The following is a 15,412-nucleotide window of genomic DNA, read 5'->3' as shown; positions in this document are numbered from 1 at the left end:
ATGACATGACCGGGCACCTCGTTACGGACTTCTTCATCGCCCTGGCCATCGCGCTGGCCGCCGCCCAGGCGTGCGGTGCGGCCGCCCGGCGGATCGGCCAGCCGCCGGTGGTCGGCGAGATCTTCGCCGGGATCCTGGCCAGCCCCACCGTGCTGACGGTCTCGGGGAGCCAGGCCATCGTCCCGGGCACGGTGCGGCCCCTGCTGGAGGGGCTGGCCAACATCGGGCTGGCCATCTTCATGTTCACCGTCGGATACGAGATCGACTTCGCCCTGCTGCGCGGCCGCAAGCGGGCCGCGCTGACCCTGGCGGCGGGCTCGGTCACCGTCCCGCTGACGGCCGGCGCGCTGATGGCGCTCCCGCTGGCGAAGCAGTACGCGCCGGGGGACCGCACCGGCTTCGTGCTCTTCCTCGGCGTCGCCATGTCGGTGACCGCCTTTCCCGTGCTGGCGCGGATCCTCACCGACCGGGGGCTCAACCGGCGCCCGCTGGGCGGGATCACGCTGGCCGCGGCGGCGGTGGGCGACCTCGTGGCGTGGATCTGCCTGGCCGGGGTGGTCGCGTTCTGCGGCGCGTCGGGGCAGTGGCGGGTCATGCTCCTGCCCGTCTACGCCGGGGCGCTGTGGTTCCTGGTGCGCCCGCTGTTCCGGTGGCTGTCGGGCGGCGGCGACGGCGGCGGTGCGCGGGAGGCCGCACGGGACGACGCGCCGCCCGCCGCACTGTTCCCGGCCCTGACCGTGGCGCTGATGCTGTCCTGCGCCGCCACCGAGTGGATGGGCGTGCACTTCATCTTCGGGGCCTTCGCGCTCGGCGCCACCATGCCGAAGGCGGGGACCGAGCGGATGCGGGCCCGGCTCGTCGGGCAACTGGAGAGCGCGGGCTCGCACTTCCTGCTGCCGCTGTACTTCATCGTCGCGGGCACCAAGGTGGACCTCTCCGGCTTCGACTCCGCGACGCTCGGCACGCTCGTGGCCGTGATCGCGGTGGCCGTGGCGTCCAAGGCGGCGGGCGCCTACCTGGGGGCGCGGGCCTCCGGCACCGGGCACCGGGCCGCGCTGCCGGTCGCGGTGCTGATGAACACGCGCGGCCTGACCGAGATCGTCATCGTCACGGTGGGCCTGCAGATGCACCTCATCGACGAGCGCTTCTACTCCATCATGATCGTGATGGCGGTGGTCACCACGGCCATGACCGGCCCCCTGCTCAACCTGGTCCGGGAGGACGCACGGGACGCGGCCGGAGCGCCCGCTGCCGCCAAAGCCGACGGAAAGCCGCAGGTCCCGGCCGTGCGGGAGCGCACCGAGGACGCATCGGTGACGAGCCGGGGATGACCCGGGGACGGCGCGGGGACGGGGCCCGGCGCACGGGGACCGGACGGGGCCCGGCCGGGGACGGAGCGAGGACGGGCCGCCATACGTTCGTCCCGTCACCGACCAAGTGGGCCGCCCCGACAGGCGGCAACCGCGGGCATCCCGCCCGACCACCAGGGAGGCAGGAATGCCCCAGATCCCTCCGTCCCCGCTCGCCGGCTCCCGGCTGCGCACGCCCTCGGGCCCGTCCCGCGCCGACCAGCCGTGGTGGAACACCCAGCGCGCGTCCGCGATGCCCGTCGCCCGTTACGTCCGCACCGAGCCCCGGCTGCCGGAGGCGCCCGCCGAGCGCCTCTGGCCCGCCCGGCGGCTGGAGCGCGCACCCCTGTGGGCCTCGGTCGACCTGCGGGACGGCAACCAGGCGCTCGCCAACCCCATGGACACCGCCCGCAAGGGCCGGATGTTCGACCTCCTGGTCCGGATGGGCTTCAAGGAGATCGAGATCGGCTACCCCTCGGCCAGCGACGCGGACTTCTCCTTCGTGCGCGAGCTGATCACCCGGGACCGCATCCCCGACGACGTCACCGTCTCCGTCTTCACCCCCGCCCGCCCCGAGCTGATCGAGCGCACCTTCGAGGCCATCGAGGGAGCGGACCGGGCCGTGGTGCACCTGTGCCACGCGACGGCGTGCCTGTGGCGCGAGGTGGTCTTCTCCATGACGCCCGCGGAAGTGGAGCGCATGGCCGTCTCCTCCGCCGAGCACGTGGCCCGGCTGGCCGACGCCGCCAAGGGTGCGCGCCTGCGGTTCGAGTACTCGCCCGAGACGTTCAACGTCACGGAGCCGGAGTTCGCCCTGGCGCTGTCCAACACCGTGGCGGCCGTGTGGGACGCGTCCCCCGACCGCCCGGTCACGCTCAACCTGCCGACCACGGTCGAGACGGACAGCCCCAACGTCTTCGCAGACCAGGTCGAATGGATGCACCGGAACCTGGACAACCGGGAGTCGATCATCCTCTCGGTGCACCCGCACAACGACCGCGGCACCGCCGTGGCCTCCGGCGAACTCGCCCTGATGGCGGGCGCGGACCGGGTCGAGGGCACGCTCTTCGGCAACGGCGAGCGGACCGGCAACGTCTGCCTGGCGACCATGGCGCTCAACCTCTTCGCCCAGGGCGTCGACCCCCAGCTCGACTTCTCGGACATCGACGAGATCCGCGCCACCGTCGAGCACTGCAACCAGATCCCCGTGCACACCCGCCACCCCTACGCGGGCGACCTGGTGTACACCGCCTTCTCCGGCACCCACCAGGACGCCATCGCCAAGGGCCTCGCCGCCATCGACGCGCAGGCGCGCGCGGCCGGCACCGCGCCGGGGGAGGTCCGCTGGGACGTGCCCTACCTGCCGATCGACCCGAAGGACGTCGGGCGCACCTACGAGTCCGTGGTGCGGGTCAACAGCCAGTCGGGCAAGGGCGGCATCGCGCACATCCTCAAGAGCGTGTACGGCCTGGACGTGCCGCGCGGCCTGCGGGTGGAGCTGGCGCGCCTGGTGCAGAAGGTCGCCGACGCGGAGGGCATCGAGCTGACCTCCCGCGACCTGTGGGCGGTCTTCCACCGCGAGTACGTCGAGCAGGGTTCACCGGCCCTGCTGCTGAAGGAGTTCCGCACGGAGGCCGACGGCGCGGACCGGATCCGGATCCTGGCCTCGATCGTCCGGGAGGACGGCAGCGAGACGCAGGCGGAGGGCCGGGGCGCCGGAGCCGCCGGGGCCTTCGCGGCCGCGCTGGCCTCCGTCCTCGGCTCCGAGGTGAGCCTGACCGCCGTGTCGCACCACGCGCTGGCGGACGCCCACGGCGAGCGCACCGCGGCCTACGCGGAGGTGAGCGTGGCCGGAACCACCGCGCACGGGGCCGGACTCGAGCCCGCACGCGAGACGGCGCAGGTGCACTCCGTGCTCTCCGCGGTCAACCGGGCGCTCGCGGCGGCCCGGTAGCCCGGACCGCCCCCGGACCGGACGGGTCCCCCCGACAGCTTCCCGGCAGCTTCCCTTCCCGACCTTCCCGAGGCGGAGATGGATTTCGCATTCGTTGAGACGCCGAAAGACGCAGAGCGCGACTGCTTCGTGTACACCGCGCGGAGCGCGCTCGACTTCCACAGCATCGCGCGGATCCGGGCGACGGCGCACCAGGACCTGTTCGGTCACGTCCTGGCCGGGCAGGACGACCGCGACGACGCCTACGTACCGCACACGGTGCACGTGCTGGCCATGATCGACGGAGATGTGGTGGCCGCCGCCGAGCTGGTGGTCGACTCCCCGCTGGGACTTCCGGTCGACGCGCGGGGCGTGCTGCCCGGTGCGCTGCGCAAGAACCGGCGGGTGGCGCAGTTCCGGCGCTTCGTCCTGCTGGACGCCTGCCGCGGCAGCGGGCCGTGGCCCGAGCTGCCGTTCGGTGTGGTGGGCGGGATGGTGAAGGCCTGCCTCCAGTGGAGCGTCGTCAACGACATGAGCCACGTCGTGGCGGACGTCGCCGACCGGAGCGCGGTGCCCCCGCTGAAGCGCCTCGGCTTCACCCCGCTGGCGACCGGGACGCCGCAGGCGGGGGCCGGTGACCCGGCGCCGCTGCTGCTGCGGGTGACCGAGCTGGTCTCCCGGTCCTTCCGGTCGGCCCAGCCCTTCTACCGCTACCTCATGGAGTACGACGAAAGCGTCCTTGTCGAGAATTTTCGCCCCACCCTGGCCTGGCCCCTGCCGTCGCCGCCGGTGCTCGTGCCGGAGAGGACCTTCTGAATGACCCTGAACGGTTTGTGCGCGCCGCTCCCCGAGGACACGGCCGTACATCGCGTCTTCGAGTCCCACGCCCACCGCAACCCGCTCGGCACCGCCCTCACCTGCGGTGAGGAGCAACTGAGCTACGCGGAACTCAACACCCGGGCCAACCGGTTCGCCCACCACCTGCTCTCGCTGGGCGTGGGCCGGGGCGCCGTCGTCGGCGTGTGCCTGGACCGCACGCCGGAGCTGATGACCGCCATCCTGGGCATCCTCAAGTCCGGTGCCGCGTACGCGCCGCTCGACCCCACGTACCCGCGGGAGCGTCTCCAGCTGATGCTCTCCAACCTCGACCAGCTCGAACTCACCGTGGTGTCGCCCGCCACGCAGGATCTCGTGGGGCACACGCACACCAAGGTGCTCGACATCGAGGCCCTCGCACCCCGCCTCGCCGACCTCCCGGCCACGGACCCGCAGACCGACGTCACCGGCGACGACCTCTGCTACGCGGTCTTCACCTCGGGCTCCACCGGCACCCCCAAGGCCGTCGCCGTCCGCCACGAGGGCTGGTACAACCTGCTCCACTGGCTGGCCCTGGAGTACGAGCTGGACGAGCGGTCGAGCAGCCTGAGCGTCAGCTCCTTCGGCTTCGACATCAGCCAACGCGGCCTGATGGCCCCGCTGTTCACGGGCGCCGCGCTGCACCTGCTGCCGAGCCGCAGCTTCGACGTGAGCATGGCCTACCGGCTCATTGCCCGGCACGGGGTGCGCACGCTGCACTGCGCGCCCAGCACCCTCTACCTGCTCATCGAGCGGGACCTGGCCGAGGCGGCGAAGGCCGCGAAGGCGGCGGGTGCCGAGGGGCCGGCCCGGGGCGGCGCCCTCACGGGCGTCGACTACGTCTTCATCGGCGGCGAGCCCCTGTCGACGCCGCGCGTCGAGGAGTGGGCCACCCTGGAGGGCAACACCTGCACCCTCCTGCACCAGTACGGCGTGGCCGAGTGCACGGACGTGGCCTCCTCGTACCCCCTCCACGACTACCCGCGCTACCGCACGGGCGCCACCCCGGTGGGCCGGCCCGTGTACAACACCGCGATCCGCCTGATGGAGGAGGCGGCGGACGGCGGTCTCACGGAGGTCCCCGACGGGGAGACCGGCGAGATCTGCATCTCCGGCACCAGCGTCGGCGCCGGATACCTCAACGCCTCGCCCGCCGACCTGCGGCGCTTCACCACGGTGCGGATCGACGGCGAGCCCGTACGGCTCTACCGGACCGGCGACCGCGGCTACGCCACGGAGTCCGGGGACCTCGTGGTGGTCGGCCGGGTCGACGCCCAGGTGAAGATCCGCGGCATGCGCATCGACCTCGGCGACGTCGAGCACGGGGTGCGGGCCAACGCCCGGGTCGAGGACGTCGCCGTGCTGGCCCCGCCCGGCCCCGACGGCGAGGCGCGCCTGGTCGCCTTCGTCATCCCCGCCGCCGGCCGGGACCCCTTCGACGCCCGCGCGCTCCGTGCCGAACTGCTCGGCTCCCTGCCGCGGAACATGGTGCCGCAGGAGGTCGTCGAGCTGGGCGCCTTTCCCCTGAACCCCAACGGCAAGGTCGACCGCAAGGCACTCGCCGCCTCGGTCGCCGCCCCCACCACACCAGCCCACTGACCACGCTTCCACCGATCAGAGGAGTGACTCCAGCGTGACCACCAGCCAGCGACCCGCACCGGCCGCCCAGATCTCCGCCAACGCGGTCGTGCCCGAGGACATCAAGGCCGACATCGAGCAGTTCGGCCGGGACGGCTTCATCGGCCCGATCAAGCTGTACGAGCCCGAGGAGGCGGCCGAGCTGATCCGCGAGATCCGGATCAACAACCACGTCACCGACCGGGCGCTGTACAAGAACAGCGTCAACTACGACCGCCACTTCGACATCCCGCAGCTCACGCGGCACATCACCCACCCGACCATCATCAAGTACCTCAACGCGATCCTGGGCCCGGACGTCCTGTGCTGGCGCACCGAGTGGTTCCCCAAGTTCCCGGGCGCGAAGGCCACGGAGTGGCACCAGGTCCGCGACTACAGCTACGCGAATGGCAAGCCGCAGCTGCTGCCGACCGAGTCGGAGTGGAACGCCTTCATCGACATCACGGTGTGGACCTGCTTCACGCCTGCGACGAAGGACCGCGCCTGCATGAAGTTCGTCCGCGGCTCCCAGCGTGACTGGATCTTCGACGAGCACAAGGCGACGCAGACCGGCCGCGACGACTTCGACGTCCAGCACGCGGACACCGGCTTCTTCGGCTACGACTTCGCGGACTTCGCGATCGACCCGGACTGGGAGCCGCGCCCCGAGGACGTGGTGGAGCTGGAGATGCAGCCGGGCGAGGCGGTCATCTTCACGGCCTCCTGCGTGCACGGCTCCACGCCCAACCTCACCGAGCGCGAGACGCGCTTCGCGATCGCGGGCCGCTATGTGCCGACACACGTGCGGGTCTACCCCGGCCAGGACTCCTTCTCGGCGCACGGTGCCACCTTCGACCTGGCCGAGTACGGCAGCGTGCTCGTCTCCGGCGAGAACAAGTTCGACCACAACCGGATCCGCACGGAGAACAACCACGGCGAGCAGTTCCCCGTGCGCACCGACTTCAACTGACCAGAGCCATCGATACGCATCGATACGAAAGGACCGCAAGGTGATCGCAGAACGGATCCACGCCATCTGGAGCCGTGAGCTCAAGCTGGAGAGCTTCTCCGACGAGGACGACTTCTTCGAGCTGGGCGGGCACTCGCTGATCATGACGAAGATCCAGCAGGCGCTGAACGACGAACTGGGCGTCGACGTCCCGATGGACGAGCTGTTCCGCAAGTCGACGGTCGCGGCCATCGCGGCACACGTCGAATCCCTCCAGAAGGTCTCGTAGGGACCTCCCGGAACCCGTGGCGCCGGGCCGAAGCGGCCCGGCCCGGCGCCACGGCGCACCACGACCACCGGAACCGGACACAGGACCCGGGACCGGCCCTCACCTGCCGAACCTGTCGACCGTCGGAAACGGGGAACCCACCGATGCAGCTTTCCACCTGGGGGACGAGCATGTCCCGCCTGTCCGGCATCCGCAGCATCATGGACGACATCGCCACCACGGTCGGCGAGCCGTCGGCCGGCCCGTGGTGCAACCTCAGCCCCGGCAACCCGGCGATGATCCCGGAGGTCGTCGACACCTGGCGCCGCCTCGCCGAGGAGAGCATGCGGGAGGACTTCTTCGGCGCGGGCGGCCAGTACGGCCCCTCGCGCGGGACGAACAAGCTGGTCGACGCCATCGTCCGGTACTTCGGCGCGGCGTACGGCTGGGCGATCGGCCCCGAGAACGTCCTGGTCGGGCCCGGCAGCCAGATGCTCGCCTTCATGGCGGTGAACGCCTTCACCGGACCCGTGCCCGGGGCGGACGGCAGCCGGCGGCTGGTGCTCCCCTGCGTGCCCGACTACACCGGCTACCAGGGCCTGAGCATCGCCGAGGACGGCATCGCCGGCGTGGAGCCCGTGGTGACGACCGGGGACGCCGGGACGGACGACGCGCGCCTCTTCCGCTACGCGGTGGACCTGCCCGCCGTGCGCCGCGCGACGGCCGCGGGCGGCGGCGCGATGCTGCTCTCCAGCCCGAGCAACCCGACCGGCCGCAGCCTCGACGCCGCCGAGCTGGACGGCCTCGTCGCCATCGCCGCCGAGCGCGACATCCCGCTGATCGTCGACCACGCCTACGGGCAGCCCTTCCCCGGTGTCGTCGACACACCGCTGACGCCCGTCCTCCACCCCAACGTCATCAACTGCTTCACGTTCTCCAAGGCAGGCATGCCGGGCGAGCGCATCGGCTTCGCCATCGGCCCGGCGGAGGCGATCGACGCCCTGGTGTCCTTCACCGCCAACGCCGCGCTCCACGCGCCCCAGCTCATGCAGAACGCGGCGGCCCGCGCCCTGGACACCGGGGACATCGACGTGCTGACCACCAAGGTCATCAAGCCGTACTACCGGGCCAAGCGCCGCCTCGCCGAGGAGCTGCTGCACGAGCACCTGCCGGAGACGGTCGACTGGCGGCTGCACCGCAGCGACGGCGGCATGTTCTGCTGGCTGTGGATCGACCACGACTGGTTCGACGACCTCGTCGCCTACCGCGAACTCAAGCGGAAGGGCGTCTTCATAGTGCCGGGACGCCACTTCTTCGTCCCCCCGCTCACCACTCCCTTCCTCGCGGGCCACGGCACGCGCTGCGTGCGGCTGAGCCTGAGCGGCACGGAAGAGGTCATCACGGAGGGCATCGCACGGCTCGGCGCGATGCTGGCGGAACAGCAGCGCGCGGCGGCCTGACCACCGCCCCTGCCGGCAAGGACCGAAGAAGGACTGAAAGGACCCCCACCATGGCCAAGCGATCGTGGCTGCGCCGCCACGCCGCCCACGGCGGCGACCCCGCGGTCGCCCGTCTCGTGTGCTTCCCCCACGCGGGCGGCACGGCCGCCGGCTTCCAGGGCTGGCCCGCCCTGCTGCCCCCGGGGACCGAGACGATCGTCGTGCAGTACCCCGGCCGGCAGGAGCGGATGTCCGAGCCCTGCATCGAGGACATGACGGAGATGGCCGACCGCGTGGCCGAGGAGCTGCGCCCCTTCCTCGACCTGCCGCTGACGCTCTTCGGCCACAGCATGGGCTCGGGCGTGGCGTACGAGGTGGCGCGGCGGCTGGAGCGGGACCACGGTGTGACCGCGACCCGCCTCTTCGTCTCCGCCCGGACGGCCCCCCACCACGTGCACGGCGAGAAGCGGCACCTGCTGCCGGACGAGGAGCTGATCGCCTCGATGCGCCGGCTCGGCGGCCCCGACGCGGAGGTCTACGACCACCCCCAGCTGCTGCCCCTGATCCTCCCGCCGCTCCGGGCCGACCTCCGCCTCCTGGACGCCTACCGGCCCGCCCGCTCCGAGCTGTCCCGCCTCCGGGCCCCGGTCACGGCCTGCGGCGGCGACAGCGACCACACCTGCCCCACGGCCGACCTGAGCCTGTGGGAGGAACTGACCACGGTGGGCTGCGAGGTTCAGGTGTATCCGGGCGGGCATCACTTCCTGCGCACCAACGAGGCAGATGTGGTTGGTGTGGTTGCCAAACACCTGAGGAGAGACTGACTGATGGCCCGTCCCGACACCGTGGTGAACCTGGCGGAGAAGCTCGCGCCGATCGACGCCTACTGGTCGCCGAAGACCGTGATGGAGGTGAACGGCCTGGAGCTGAAGGTCTCCAAGTTCAAGGGCGAGTTCGTCTGGCACAGCCACACCGAGGGCGACGAGATGTTCCTCGTCCTGCGCGGCAGCCTCACCATCGAACTCCGCGGCCGCGAGAGCGTCCACCTGGGCCCCGGCGAGATGTTCGTGGTCCCGAAGGGCGTCGAGCACCGCCCGGTCACCCCGGAGGGCTGCGACGTGGTGCTCCTCGACCCGGAGGGAGCGCTCAACACCGGCGAGGTGGAGAGCGAGCTGACCCGCGGGCACGAGTGGGGGTGAGACGCCCGGCGACCGTCGCCTTCGCGCCAACCTCCCGGGCCCCCGTCCCGTGACTGCCGCTTTTTGCCCGGTGGTTATAGCCTGCGCCTCGCTCGGCGCCCGGTCCGCCGGGTGCCGAGCGGTACGACTCCTGGTCCACGCACTTCCACCAGTCGACGAAGACTCGGACGAAGACGTAGGGGGACACATGAAGTCGCGCTTCCGCCTGCCGGGCATCCTGACGGCAGTCGCCGCACTGCTGCTCTCATCGGGCGTGACGGCCGCCGCATCCGCGGCCTCGCCGCAGGACACCGCACAGGCCGCCGCGAAGTCGGCGAGACCGGGCCCGAACCGGGCCGACGACTACCAGTGGATCCGCAACGCCAACAGCGGCGACTGCCTGGCGGTGCCGGGTGCCAGCACGCAGAACGGCATCGGGCTCATCCAGTGGGGCTGCGGCACCTGGCCCGACCACTACTGGCAGTTCGAGTACGCCTTCAGCAGCGGCGGGCTCGCCTACTACCACGTACGGAACTGGAACAGCCAGCAGTGCCTGGCCGTCCCGGGCGCCAGCACGACGCCCGGCACCCAGGTGATCCAGTGGCCCTGCGGCGACTGGAAGGACCACTACTGGGGCATCCGCTACACCAACAACGGCAAGCAACTGGTGAACTGGAACAGCGGCCAGTGCCTGGCCATCCCCGGCGCCAGCACGACGCAGGGCGAGAAGGTCATCCAGTGGCCGTGCGGCACCTGGCCGGACCACTACTGGCAGTTCTGACGCACGGGTGAACGGGCGTGCCCCGCAGGGTCGTTCCTGCGGGGCACGGTCGCATCAGCGCCTCACGACCATGGCTCAATAGCCCCTCTCCCAATGATCCGCGCCGCCGACTACCGTGCCTCGGCGCGGGGGGTCATCCGGGGCAAGGGGGATCACTGGCATGTTCTATTACGTGTTCAAGACCGTGGTGCTGGTACCGCTGCTGAAGTGGCTCTTCCGGCCGCGGGTCGAGGGGCTGAAGCACCTGCCGCAGACGGGCGCGGCGATCATCGCCGGCAATCATCTGTCGTTCTCGGACCACTTCATGATGCCGGTCATGGTCAAGCGCCGGATCACGTTCCTCGCGAAGATGGAGTACTTCACGGGGCGCGGGCTCAAGGGACGGCTGACGGCTGCGTTCTTCCGCGGCATCGGCGGGATACCGGTGGACCGGTCGGGCCGGGAGGCGGCGCAGGCCGCGGTCGACACGGCGCTGGGAGTGCTGGACAGGGGCGAGCTGCTGGGCATCTACCCGGAGGGGACGCGCTCGCACGACGGACGGCTGTACAAGGGCAAGGTCGGGGTGGCGGAGATGGCGCTCCGGTCGGGCGCGCCCGTCATACCCTGCGCGATGATCGGTACGTTCGAGGCGCAGCCTGCGGGTCGGCGGCTGCCGCGCCTCGTGCCGATCACGATCCGCTTCGGGGAGCCGCTGGACTTCTCCCGGTACGAGGGCATGCACGACCACCGCGCGGTGCTGCGGGCCGTCACGGACGAGATCATGTACGCGATCCTCAAGCTCTCGGAGCAGGAGTACGTCGACACGTACGCCGCCGAGGCCAAGGCGTCGGCGCAGGCCACACCCCCGGCCGTCGGCCGCGGCGACTCCGTGCGCGGCGACTCTGTGCGCGGCGCGCGCCCTGCGGCGGCTTGAGGACGGGCGCTCCGGGCACTCCGGACGCGAATTGCACGCCCCTGCACCCGGCGGGACGCTGGACGGGGGAGGTCCGGAGCCCCGCGAGGGAATGTCATGGAAAGCGCCAGGGACAGCATCATGGACACCACCACTCCGGAGTCCGCCGCTCTGGAGGCGATGAGCACCGCCCTGCGCGGGCCCGTCACGGGGCCGCACGACCCCGGCTACGACGAGGCCCGCACGGTCTACAACGCCATGGTCGACAAGCATCCGGGCGCCGTCGTGCGCTGCTCGGACGCCGCCGACGTGATGGCCGCCTTGACCTTCGTCCGCGAGCACGGCCTGGAACCGGCCGTCCGCGGCGGCGGGCACAGCGGCCCCGGCCTCTGCCTGGTGAACGGCGGCGTCACGCTCGACCTGTCGCCGATGCGCTGGGTGCGCGTGGACCCCGGGGCCCGCACCGCCCAGGTCGGCGGCGGCACCCTGCTCGCCGACCTCGACCACGCCACGCACGCCTTCGGGCTGGCCACGCCCGCCGGCATCGTGTCGACGACGGGCGTCGGCGGGCTGGCGCTGGGCGGCGGTCACGGCTACCTCACCCGCAAGTACGGGCTGACCGCCGACAACCTGCTCTCCGCCGACGTCGTGCTGGCCGACGGGAGCTTCGTCACCGCGAACGAGACCGATCACCACGACCTGTTCTGGGCGCTGCGCGGGGGCGGCGGCAACTTCGGGGTCGTCACCTCCTTCACCTTCCGGCTGCACCCGGTGCACACCGTCGGCGCCGCCGTCACCCTGTGGCCCCTCGACCGCATGCGCGCGGTGCTGACCTGGTACCGCGACTTCATCCGGCAGGCTTCCCACGACCTGTACGGCTTCTTCGCGATCCTCACCGTGCCGCCCGCACCGCCGTTCCCCGAGGAGATCCACGGACAGAAGATGTGCGGCGTGGTGTGGTGCCACACCGGCGACGACCGGACCTCCCTGGAGGAGGTCTTCGCCCCGGTGGACGAACCCGCCCCGCCCGCCTTCCACTTCGCGGCCCCGATGCCCTACCCGGCCCTCCAGGGCATGTTCGACGAGCTGCTCCCGGCCGGGCTCCAGTGGTACTGGCGCGGCGCCTTCTTCGACCGCATCACGGACGAGGCCGTCGACGTGCACCTCGACCACGCGCGGAAGCTCCCCAGCGCGCTCTCGACCATGCACCTGTACCCGGTCGACGGCGCCGCCCACCGCCTCGACGCGGAGGACACCGCCTGGAGCTACCGGGACGCCGCCTGGTCCGGGGTCATCGCCGGGATCGACCCCGACCCGGCCAACGCCGGGGCGCTGAAACGGTGGTGCGTGGACTACTGGGAGGCATTGCAGCCGCACTCCATGGGCGGCGCGTACGTGAACTTCATCGGCCAGGGCGAGGGCGAAGGCCGGGTCCGGGCGACGTACCGCGACAACTACGAGCGCCTCGCGCGCATCAAGCGGACCTACGACCCGGACAACCTCTTCCGGGCCAACCAGAACATCAAGCCGGCGCCGCACACAGGCACGCGCACGTAGACATACGACAGCCCCCGGCGCTCCACACCGCTCCCCGAGCCTTCGGTCGTCGCCGTCGGCTCCGTTTCGATGTGTGCCCTTCCGGGGGCCTAGCCAGTTTGCCGAGATGTGGGTCACTCGGATCGATGGACGTCTCCACCGAGGGGTGCGGCTCTCACCGGTTGTCTGGTGTACCCACTAGCTTCCCTCTTATGTGCCCATTTGTCCATAGTCAAGATGAAAAACCAGGACGAATCCGGTCTGTCGCCATCCGCTCACACAGCGCTCACGCATCCGGTGCAGTGATGAATGCCGGGGGTGGGGCCACCCCCACCCCCGGTGTCCACCGACCGGTGGAGGGCAAGTACAACCGGCCGATGCTGTCGGGCGCCGGGCCTCTCCGGCGAGGCTCTTCGTATGAGAGAGCTACCTGTGCGCGCCGCCCGCTGGAGCGCCCTGCACCCCTGGCGCGCGATCACCGGATGGCTGGTGTTCGTGGTGCTGTGCCTGGGCCTCGGCGCCGGGGTCGGCACCCGCAACGCCACCACCGAGGACTACCGGGTCGGCGAGGCCGGCCGGGCCGAGGCAATGGCCTCCGAAGGGCACCTGCAGCGCAAGCCCACCGAGCAGGTTCTGGTCTCGGCCCGGTCCGGTGCCGTGGACCGGCCGGCCGCCGAGGCCGCCGCGCGGGACGTCGCCGCCCGGATGGCGAAGCTGCCCGAGGTCGAGAGCGTGGCCGCGCCGCGCACCGCCCGCGACGGACAGGTCATCATGGTCGACGTCACCATGCGGGGGCCTGAGTTGGAGGCCCGTAAGCATGTCGATCCGCTGCGGGCACAGACCGCGGCGGCGCAGCGGAGCCATCCCGGTCTGCTGGTGGAGGAGACCGGTGGCCCCTCCACCAGCAAGGGCGTGGACGCTCAGCGCGGCGATGACCTGGCGCTCTCCGAGGCGATCACCCTGCCCGCCACCCTGATCACCCTGCTGCTGGCGTTCGGCTCTCTCGTGATGGCCACCGTGCCGCTGCTGCTGGCGATTTCATCGATCGCCGCGGCCATGGGCCTGTCCATGGCGGCCTCGCACCTTTCCCCCGACGCCGGGGTCGGCACCAACGTCATCATTCTGATCGGCCTCGCGGTGGGCGTCGACTACACGCTCTTCTACCTCAAGCGGGAACGGGAGGAACGGGCGCGCTCCGGCGGTCGGCTCGGCCCCGAGGCGGTGGTGGAACTGGCCGCGGTGACCTCGGGACGCGCGGTCGTGGTCTCCGGGCTCGCGGTGGTCGTCTCGACGGCCACGCTGTATCTGGCCTCCGACGTCATCTTCTCCTCGCTGGCGACCGGCACCATCGTCGTCGTCCTGGTCGCCGTGGCCAGTTCGCTGACGGTACTGCCCGCGCTGCTGGTCAAGGCCGGGCAGCGGGCGGAGCGCCGGGCGGCCCGCCGGGCGGGTGGTACGCGCCGGCCGAGGATCCGCCGGGCGCGGCGGATGCGGACGGGCGGGACCGGCCGGGTGTGGGCGGCGCTGACCCGCCCCGCGAGCAACCGTCCGGTACTCACCCTGTGCGTCTCCGTGCTGCTCCTGCTGGGCCTGGCCGCCCCGCTGGCGGGGCTGAAGCTGGTCGAGATGAGCCGCGACACCCACTCGCGCGCCATCCCCGCGATGCGGACGTACGACCGGCTGAACGCGGCCTTCCCCGAGCACCGGGTCCTGCATCAGGTCGTGGTCCGCGCCCGGCCGGACCGCGCCGGTGACGTGGCCGCCGCGCTCCGGGAACTCGGGCGCCGCACGCAGACCGACCCGCTGTTCACCGGCCGGCCCGGGCTGCGTACGTCGGACGACCACCGCATCAGCGTGCTGGAGCTGTCCGTCCCGTATCCGGGGAACTCCGACGAGGCGCGGCGGTCCCTCGCCCACCTCCGGAACGACTACCTGCCCGCAACCGTCGGCCGGATACCCGGCGCCGAGGCCGGGGTGACCGGCGACGTCGCCCGGACCACCGACTACCCCGCCCACCAGACCGCCAAGCTGCCGCTGGTCATCGGCGCCCTGCTGCTGGTCACCTTCGTCATGACGACGCTGGCGTTTCGCTCGGTGGTGCTCGGGCTGCTCGGCGTCGTGCTCAACCTGCTCTCCGCCGCGGGCGCGCTGGGGCTGCTGGTCCTGGTCTTCCAGGGCACCTGGGCCGAGGGCCTGCTGGGCTTCCACTCCACCGGATCGATCGGCTCCCGGGTACCGCTGTTCCTGTTCGTGATCCTCTTCGGACTGTCGATGGACTATCAGGTGTTCGTGGTCAGCCGGATCAGGGAGGCCGTCCTGAGCGGCATACCGACACGCAAGGCCGTGGTCGACGGGATCGGCAGCTCCGCGGCGGTGGTGACCAGCGCCGCGGTGGTGATGGTGACGGTCTTCGCCAGCTTCGTCTTCCTGCACATCATCGAGATGAAGCAGATCGGTTTCGTGCTGGCGGCGGCCGTGCTGCTGGACGCCTTCGTCATCCGGATCATGGTGCTGCCGGCGGCCATGACGCTGCTCGGCGAGGCGAGCTGGTGGCCCTCGCGCGGAGTGCCGCGCACGCAGCAGTCCGCGGTGGCGGCGGTCCACGTAGGTTGATC

General features: G+C 71.5%; 13 protein-coding genes. All 13 read left to right on the top strand.

The features are described from left to right. Window positions 1-5 precede the first annotated feature (5 nt). The 13 genes from AC1Z4A_RS13030 (at window position 6) to AC1Z4A_RS12970 (ending at window position 15,410) form a co-directional block, all read left to right on the top strand. Window positions 6-1,331: a cation:proton antiporter gene (locus AC1Z4A_RS13030; protein ID WP_483678471.1), complete on the top strand. Its 1,326-nt coding sequence runs from the start codon at window positions 6-8 to the stop codon at window positions 1,329-1,331. 166 nt (window positions 1,332-1,497) lie between these two features. Continuing rightward, the gene (locus tag AC1Z4A_RS13025) at window positions 1,498-3,303 is read left to right on the top strand and encodes a 2-isopropylmalate synthase (protein ID WP_483678469.1); all 1,806 of its coding nucleotides are present in this window, start codon (window positions 1,498-1,500) and stop codon (window positions 3,301-3,303) included. Window positions 3,304-3,432: 129 nt separating this feature from the next. After that, the gene (locus AC1Z4A_RS13020) at window positions 3,433-4,098 is read left to right on the top strand and encodes a GNAT family N-acetyltransferase (RefSeq protein ID WP_483678467.1); all 666 of its coding nucleotides are present in this window, start codon (window positions 3,433-3,435) and stop codon (window positions 4,096-4,098) included. Further along, on the top strand, window positions 4,099-5,736 hold the full coding sequence (locus tag AC1Z4A_RS13015) for an amino acid adenylation domain-containing protein (protein WP_483678465.1): 1,638 nt from the start codon (window positions 4,099-4,101) through the stop codon (window positions 5,734-5,736). It abuts the gene before it with no gap. Between the two features lie 34 nt (window positions 5,737-5,770). Further along, on the top strand, window positions 5,771-6,724 hold the full coding sequence (locus tag AC1Z4A_RS13010; protein ID WP_483678463.1) for a chlorinating enzyme: 954 nt from the start codon (window positions 5,771-5,773) through the stop codon (window positions 6,722-6,724). Window positions 6,725-6,764: 40 nt separating this feature from the next. Beyond that, window positions 6,765-6,992, top strand: coding sequence for a phosphopantetheine-binding protein (locus AC1Z4A_RS13005; protein ID WP_483678462.1), 228 nt, complete (start codon window positions 6,765-6,767; stop codon window positions 6,990-6,992). Window positions 6,993-7,135: 143 nt separating this feature from the next. Continuing rightward, entirely contained in the window at window positions 7,136-8,431 is a 1,296-nt protein-coding gene (locus AC1Z4A_RS13000) for an aminotransferase class I/II-fold pyridoxal phosphate-dependent enzyme (protein ID WP_483678460.1), read from the top strand. Window positions 8,432-8,481: 50 nt separating this feature from the next. After that, complete coding sequence (locus AC1Z4A_RS12995; RefSeq protein ID WP_483678458.1) at window positions 8,482-9,234, top strand: thioesterase II family protein; 753 nt, start codon at window positions 8,482-8,484, stop codon at window positions 9,232-9,234. Between the two features lie 3 nt (window positions 9,235-9,237). Further along, on the top strand, window positions 9,238-9,609 hold the full coding sequence (locus AC1Z4A_RS12990; RefSeq protein ID WP_483678457.1) for a cupin domain-containing protein: 372 nt from the start codon (window positions 9,238-9,240) through the stop codon (window positions 9,607-9,609). A gap of 187 nt (window positions 9,610-9,796) precedes the next feature. After that, on the top strand, window positions 9,797-10,369 hold the full coding sequence (locus AC1Z4A_RS12985; RefSeq protein ID WP_483678456.1) for an RICIN domain-containing protein: 573 nt from the start codon (window positions 9,797-9,799) through the stop codon (window positions 10,367-10,369). A 160-nt stretch (window positions 10,370-10,529) separates the two neighbouring features. Then, on the top strand, window positions 10,530-11,282 hold the full coding sequence (locus tag AC1Z4A_RS12980) for a lysophospholipid acyltransferase family protein (protein WP_483678455.1): 753 nt from the start codon (window positions 10,530-10,532) through the stop codon (window positions 11,280-11,282). Between the two features lie 96 nt (window positions 11,283-11,378). Beyond that, window positions 11,379-12,818, top strand: a complete 1,440-nt coding sequence (locus AC1Z4A_RS12975; protein WP_483678453.1) for an FAD-binding oxidoreductase — start codon at window positions 11,379-11,381, stop codon at window positions 12,816-12,818. A gap of 396 nt (window positions 12,819-13,214) precedes the next feature. Then, window positions 13,215-15,410, top strand: coding sequence for an MMPL family transporter (locus AC1Z4A_RS12970; RefSeq protein ID WP_483678451.1), 2,196 nt, complete (start codon window positions 13,215-13,217; stop codon window positions 15,408-15,410). The last annotated feature ends 2 nt before the right edge of the window (window positions 15,411-15,412 follow it).

The organism is Streptomyces sp. 17_S59, from assembly GCF_056930295.1.
Note: the sequence above shows the minus strand (reverse complement) of the source record. Positions and strands in the feature narration are given on the sequence as shown.

Excerpts from the sequence above, each read along its gene's own strand:
- AC1Z4A_RS13030 (WP_483678471.1), top strand. The coding sequence starts at position 6 with ATGACCGGGCACCTCGTTACGGACTTCTTCATCGCCCTGGCCATCGCG.
- AC1Z4A_RS13025 (WP_483678469.1), top strand. The coding sequence starts at position 1,498 with ATGCCCCAGATCCCTCCGTCCCCGCTCGCCGGCTCCCGGCTGCGCACG.
- AC1Z4A_RS13015 (WP_483678465.1), top strand. The coding sequence starts at position 4,099 with ATGACCCTGAACGGTTTGTGCGCGCCGCTCCCCGAGGACACGGCCGTA.
- AC1Z4A_RS13000 (WP_483678460.1), top strand. The coding sequence starts at position 7,136 with ATGCAGCTTTCCACCTGGGGGACGAGCATGTCCCGCCTGTCCGGCATC.
- AC1Z4A_RS12995 (WP_483678458.1), top strand. The coding sequence starts at position 8,482 with ATGGCCAAGCGATCGTGGCTGCGCCGCCACGCCGCCCACGGCGGCGAC.
- AC1Z4A_RS12990 (WP_483678457.1), top strand. The coding sequence starts at position 9,238 with ATGGCCCGTCCCGACACCGTGGTGAACCTGGCGGAGAAGCTCGCGCCG.
- AC1Z4A_RS12985 (WP_483678456.1), top strand. The coding sequence starts at position 9,797 with ATGAAGTCGCGCTTCCGCCTGCCGGGCATCCTGACGGCAGTCGCCGCA.
- AC1Z4A_RS12980 (WP_483678455.1), top strand. The coding sequence starts at position 10,530 with ATGTTCTATTACGTGTTCAAGACCGTGGTGCTGGTACCGCTGCTGAAG.
- AC1Z4A_RS12975 (WP_483678453.1), top strand. The coding sequence starts at position 11,379 with ATGGAAAGCGCCAGGGACAGCATCATGGACACCACCACTCCGGAGTCC.
- AC1Z4A_RS12970 (WP_483678451.1), top strand. The coding sequence starts at position 13,215 with ATGAGAGAGCTACCTGTGCGCGCCGCCCGCTGGAGCGCCCTGCACCCC.